The sequence below is a fragment of the Streptomyces calidiresistens genome (assembly GCF_014141525.1).
GTDB classification, from domain to species: domain Bacteria; phylum Actinomycetota; class Actinomycetes; order Streptomycetales; family Streptomycetaceae; genus Streptomyces; species Streptomyces calidiresistens.
The window spans coordinates 1-5,867 of sequence record NZ_VKHS01000315.1; the positions used below are offsets into that span (position 1 = coordinate 1).

General features: G+C 76.5%; 4 protein-coding genes and 1 pseudogene. 3 read left to right on the forward strand and 2 right to left on the reverse strand.

Annotated features, from left to right (window positions below; translation table 11 throughout):
• Positions 1 to 429, forward strand: a pseudogene (locus FOE67_RS14225) (hypothetical protein); the annotation flags it as partial.
• 99 nt (positions 430 to 528) lie between these two features.
• Positions 529 to 1,725, forward strand: a complete 1,197-nt coding sequence (gene mqnC / locus FOE67_RS14230) for a cyclic dehypoxanthinyl futalosine synthase (protein WP_182664229.1) — start codon at positions 529 to 531, stop codon at positions 1,723 to 1,725.
• A gap of 278 nt (positions 1,726 to 2,003) precedes the next feature.
• Here the strand turns inward: mqnC and FOE67_RS14235 are convergent, their stop codons facing one another.
• A complete protein-coding gene (locus FOE67_RS14235; protein WP_182664231.1) occupies positions 2,004 to 4,031 on the reverse strand; it encodes an AfsR/SARP family transcriptional regulator in 2,028 nt (675 codons plus the stop codon).
• Between the two features lie 251 nt (positions 4,032 to 4,282).
• Between FOE67_RS14235 and FOE67_RS14240 the strand changes: the two genes are divergently transcribed.
• Positions 4,283 to 5,212 (forward strand): alpha/beta fold hydrolase, encoded by a 930-nt coding sequence (locus FOE67_RS14240; RefSeq protein ID WP_182664234.1) that lies wholly within the window; start codon positions 4,283 to 4,285, stop codon positions 5,210 to 5,212.
• Positions 5,213 to 5,259: 47 nt separating this feature from the next.
• Here FOE67_RS14240 and FOE67_RS14245 read toward each other — a convergent pair.
• Positions 5,260 to 5,867, reverse strand: a 608-nt coding sequence (locus tag FOE67_RS14245; protein ID WP_438874219.1) for a sigma-70 family RNA polymerase sigma factor, incomplete at its 5' end; no start/stop codon positions are given.

Genomic DNA, 5,867 nt, shown 5'->3' on the forward strand with positions numbered 1-5,867 from the left:
GACGGAACCGACCCCGGGCCCGATCCGGCCCCCGACCCCGTGGCCTCCCCCGGGGCGGAGGCCCTGCCCGACGCCTGGATCGGCACCTGGGAGGGAGAGGTCACCATGTTGGGCGGCATCCCCTCCGGCCGGGTGGAGATCGTGCTGGAGGCCGGCGGGGTCGGCGACCGGGTGGGGAGCATGACGCACACCCCGCTGATCGGCGCGAGCACCTGCACCGACGTGCTCACCCTCGTCTCCGTCGACGGGCAGGGCGGTGAGGTGCGCTTCGACGCCGAACTCGACGAGGCGGATTCCGGCTCCCCCGGTGTCTGTGCCACCGGGGTCTTCGAGACGGTGCTGGAGGCGGTGGAGGGGGACGAGGGGGCCGCCGCCTTCAGGGCCGTGCACCCCGACGCCTCCCACGAGGGCGTCGTTCGGCTCCGCTGACCACCGCGTACGCTGGAGCCGACCCCGGTGCCGGGCGTCGCGGACCGGGGCCGGGCCCCGGGGCGGCCGGTGCCCCACCTCGCCGAAGGGACGCGCTCCATGGCCCGCAGCCCCGAGCTCCAGCCGGTCCTCGACCGTGCCGCCGAGGGCGGCCGGATCTCCCCCGGGGAGGCGCTGGAGTTGTACCGGCACGCGCCGCTGCACGCGCTGGGCGCCGCCGCCGACGCCGTGCGCCGCCGCCGCTACGCGGGCACCGAGCACATCGCGACGTACATCATCGAGCGGAACATCAACTACACCAACGCCTGTGTGACGGCCTGCAAGTTCTGCGCCTTCTACGCCCCTCCCAAGAGCGAGGACGTGTGGGTGCGGGACCTGTCGGACATCCTGCGGCGCTGTGAGGAGACCGTCCGGCTCGGCGGCACGCAGATCATGTTCCAGGGCGGGCACCACCCCGACTTCGGCGTGGAGTACTACGAGCGGCACTTCTCCGCGATCAAGGAGGCCTACCCGCAGCTGGTGATCCACTCGCTGGGCGCCTCCGAGGTGGACCACATGGCGCGGATCTCCGGGGTCGATCCCGAGGAGGCGATCCGCCGGCTGAAGGAGGCCGGGCTGGACTCCTTCGCCGGGGCCGGCGCCGAGCTGCTGCCCGAACGGCCCCGCACCGCGATCGCGCCGCTCAAGGAGTCCGGCGAGCGGTGGTTGGAGATCATGGAGATCGCCCACCGGCTGGGCGTGGAGTCCACCACCACCATGCTGATGGGCACCGGCGAGACCAACGCCGAGCGGATCGAGCACCTGCGGATGATCCGCGACGTGCAGGACCGCACCGGCGGCTTCCGGGCGTTCATCCCGTACACCTACCAGCCGCAGAACAACAAGCTGCGCGGGCGCACGCAGGCGACGATCTTCGAGTACCTGCGGATGATCGCCGTGGCACGGCTCTTCCTGGACAACGTCGCGCACATCCAGGGGTCGTGGCTGACCACGGGCAAGGAGATCGGCCAGCTCTCGCTGCACTACGGCGCCGACGACCTGGGCTCGGTGATGCTGGAGGAGAACGTGGTCTCCTCGGCCGGCGCCAAACACCGGTCCAACCGGTTGGAGTTGCTGCACCTGATCCGCGCCGCCGGCCGGGTGCCCGCCCAGCGATCGACCACCTACGAGCACCTGGTGGTGCACGAGGACCCGGCGCTGGACCCCACGGACGACAAGGTGGTCTCCCACCTCTCCTCGACGGCGATCGAGGGCGGCAGCGCCCACCCGGAGCTGAAGTTGCTCGACGCCTCCTGAGCCGGTGGGCCGCCGCGCCCGCGACCGTTCCGACCGCCCCCGGGCCCCCGCCCGGGGGCGGCGGCGTTCCCGGCCGGGGCCGAGCCGCGCCGGGTGCGCGGCCCTCGTGCCGGTGGGGTGGTCGCGCACCGGGCGCGGGCGGTCCCCGGATCGCGCACACCGGGATGGGTGCCGCCCGCTCCGTGCCGGCCGGGGTCCGTGCCGTCGGATGGTTCAGGTGGTGCCGGAGGGCGCGTCGGTGTCCGAGCCGGCCGGCCCGGCCGGACCGGTCCTGCCGGTCAGGTCCTGCCGGTCAGGTCGGTCAGGTCGGCCAGGTGGTCGTCGACCGGCCCCGCGGTGAGCATCCCGGTGCCGGCCCCGGCCACCTCACCGGCGGCCGGGGCCAGGGCGCGCCGCACCCGACGCGCGGTATCGGCGTCCCCGGCGAGCACGGCCGCCCGCCCCAGCAGGCACCACAGCGCCTCCGCCGTCACACCGGGCGGCGGGTCGGGGGCCGCGCGCAGCGCCGCGACCGCCTCGGCGGTCCGCCCGGCCGAGGCGAGCAGCAGGGGACGGATCCATGCCCGATGGGGCCCGGGATCGGTGTGGTCCGACGGCCGCGGCGGCTGCCGGAGGGCCACCCGCAGCGCCACCAGCGAGAGGGCGCGCAGACCCTCCTCCAGGCCGGGCATCCCGCAGCCCGCGCGGCGATCGGCGGCGGCCCGCAGGGCCCGTTCGGCCCGTTCGACGGAGGCCGGGTCCCCGGGGTCGGCGTCCTCGGCGACCCGCAGCGCGGCCCACCCGTCGGTGAAGACCCGCACCAGCGGCAGTTCGTGCCGCTCGGCGAGCCGGTCCGCCGCGACGGCGTGTTCCTCCGCGCCCGCCCGGTCCCCGAGGGCGGCCCCGGCCTGGAGCCGGATCAGCCGGCCGAGCACCTCGTGGGCGGGCAGGCCGTGGCGGGCCGAGAGCCGGACCAGTTCGGCCCCCACGGCGTCCCGGTGCCGGGCCCCGCCGGGGCGGTGGAAGGACTGCATGAACACCGCGTTGAGGGCGAGGGCCAACAGGCCGGGGTCCCCGGAGCGTCGCGCGATCGCCTCGGCCTCCCGGGCGGCCCGGGTTCCGCGCCCGTCGGTGGTGCCCCGCGACTCCAGGGCGACGGTGGCCAGCAGGGGGGCCCGCACCGACTCCCGGGTCCCGGCGGGCAGGGCCGCGAGGGTGCGTTCCGCGGCGGCCACCACCCGCGCCGCCCGCGCCGGGTCGTCCAGCCGGGTCCACAGGGCGGGCACGTCGTACAGCCCGATCACCCGGGCGGTGAGCTCCGGGTCGCCCAACTCCTCGGCGGCCTCCACGGCGGACCACCGGTGGCGGCGGGCCTCGGGAAGACCCCGGGGGCCGGTGAGGGCCAACCGTCGCAGGAGGCCGGCGGTGGATTCCAACCGTGCCCGTGACCCCGCCGGGACGGTGCGGTCCCAGGCCGCGGTGGCGCTCGCCCAGAGCCGTTCGGTGGGGTCCCCGGCCGGCCCGGCCGTCGTTCCCGCCCCGGGGGTGGGGGTCAGGTGGGGCGCCTGGTGGAGGATGTCCGTCTCCAGGGCCCGCAACGCCGGCCCCGGGTCCACCCCGAACTTCCCGAGCAGTGCCGAGCGGGCCCGGCGCAGAACCCCCAACGCCTCACCCTGCCGTCCGGAGCGATACAGGGCGAGGGCCAGCAGACGCCGGCCCTCCTCACGGTCGGGATGGTCCTCGGTGTGCGCCGCCAGGTCGGCCGCGACCTCGGCGGTCCGACCCAGCTCCAGGCCGGCCGCCGCCCACCGCTCGACCGCGTGCAGCCGCAGTTCCTCCAGCCGAAGGCGCTCACCCCGGGCCCAGGGTTCCCCGGTGAAGTCCGCCAGGGCCGGGCCGCGCCACAGGTCCCGGGCCTCCCGCAGGGAGTCGAACGCCTCGGCCGCCGGGACTCCGGCGGCCGAGGCCACGGCCCGCTCGAAGCGACGGGCGTCCACCGCCTCCGCCTCGGCGCGCAGCGCGTACCCGGGGCCCTCGGTGACCAGGAGCCGGGCGGGGGAGCGGGGCGGTCGGTCGGGCTCCAGGGCGCGGCGCAGCGCCGCCACGAAGGTCCGCACCGTGGGTACCGCCGAGGCCGGCGGCTCCGGCCACAAATCCGCCACCAGCCGGGGGAGCGGGACCACGCGACCCCGGGCGATGATCAGCCGGGCCAGCAGGGCCCGGTGCCGGGGCCCGCGCAGGGGGATCGGGCGGTCGGCGGGGTCCCGGGCGGTGAGCGGACCCAGCACGTCGAACCGGACGGGCGTCCGGGGTTGCCCGTGGGACATCTCCGGGGGCTCCTCCTGGGGTCGGCGGATGTGCGCCGGGATCCGCCCGGCGGGGCGCTTGCGGTCGGAGCGCCGTCCCCGCCCACGGTAGTCCGCTCATCGAATGCTCATTCGCGCCCCACAGGCTGGGGACGACCGGCAGCCGTCGGTCCCCGGGAGCGGTGGTGGATCGTGAGGTCCCCCTCCCGGGTGAGGCGCTCGAGCAGCACCGGGGCGGTCCCGAGTCGGGGCGCCCCGGGAGAGGAACCCGCATGACCGACACGTCCCCCGCATCCCCTCCGCACCCCGTCATCCCCGGCTTCGGGCAACGGCGCGTCACCGTGGCCGGCTCCCCCGGGCCCGGTGGTCCGCGGAAGGTCGCGCTGCACACCGCCGTGGGCGGTGCGGGCCCGGCGATCGTGCTGCTGCACGGCTTCCCGCAGACCCACCTCATGTGGCGGCACGTCGCGGCCGACCTGGCCACCGACCACACCGTCCTCTGTCCCGACCTGCGGGGCTACGGCGCCAGTGACAAGCCCGCCGATCCCGACGGCACCGTCTACTCCAAGCGGGCGATGGCCGCGGACGTCGTCGCCCTGGCCCGGGAACTGGGGCACGAGCGGTTCGCACTGGTGGGGCACGACCGGGGCGCTCTGGTGGCCTTCCGCGCCGGGCTCGACCACCCCGACGCCGTCACCCGGCTCGCCTGCCTGGACGTCCTGCCCACCGCCGACACCTGGGAGGTGATGCGCGGAGTCACCGCCGCCGTCGGCTTCCACCTCTTCCTCATGGCCCAGCCGCCGGGACTGCCCGAGCGGCTGATCGGGGCGGCGCCGGACGACTTCTTCGGCCACTTCCTCGACGCCTGGACGGTGGACCCCCGTTCGATCCCGGCCGATGTCCGGGAGGCCTACCTGGCGGCATGTCGGGCCGCCGTCCCCTCCGTCGTCGCCGATTACCGGGCCTCGGCCGGGATCGACCGCGAACACGACCTCGCGGACCGCGCGGCCGGCAACCGCCTGCGGATGCCGGTGACCGTGCTCCAGCAGGACTGGGGGGCCGCGCTGGGGTACGACGCCGCCGCCCTGTGGCGGGCGTGGGCGCCGGACCTCCGGCACGTCACCCTCGACCGGGGGCACTTCATGGCGGAGGAGGCGCCGGGGGAAGTGGTGGGGGCGATCCGGGAACTCATGGCGCGGTGAGGGCCCCGGTCGGGGCGGCGGACGGCACCGCCCGCCGCCCCGACCGGTCAGGCGGCGGCCGACATCCCGGACGACACGGGCCCCAGCGCCTCCATCAGGTCCGCCCGGGCCCTGGCCACCCGGGAGCGGACGGTGCCGATGGGGCAGCCCAGCAGCCGGGCCGCGTCCGCGTAGGGCAGGCCGAGCACGCGGGTGAGCACGAACGCCTCCTGCCGCTCGGCCGGGAGCAGTTCCAGCAACTCGCGCAGGGCCACGCCCTCGTCGAAGCCCGGCACACCGCGCGGCTGGGACCGCTCGGCGACCAGCTGCCAGTTCTCGGCCGCCGTGACGACGGGTCGGCGGGCGGCGGAGCGGTACCGGTCCACCACCGCGCGGCGGGCGATGGACAGCAGCCAGGAACGGGCGCAGGACCGGCCCTCGTACGAGGCCAGTCCGCGCAGGGCCCGCAGGTAGGTCTCCTGGGTGAGGTCGTCGGCCGCCCCGATGTCGCCGCAGAGGTGGGCGGTGAAGCGCCAGACGTCCATCCGGGTCTCGCGGACGAAGGCCTCCAGTGCCTCCCGGTCGCCCCGGCCGGCGGCCAGGGCGAGGGCGGTGACGGCGGAGTCGCGGTCGCCGCCGGTCCGGGGGGCGGGGTTTCCCGCGGGGCGCTCCCCGG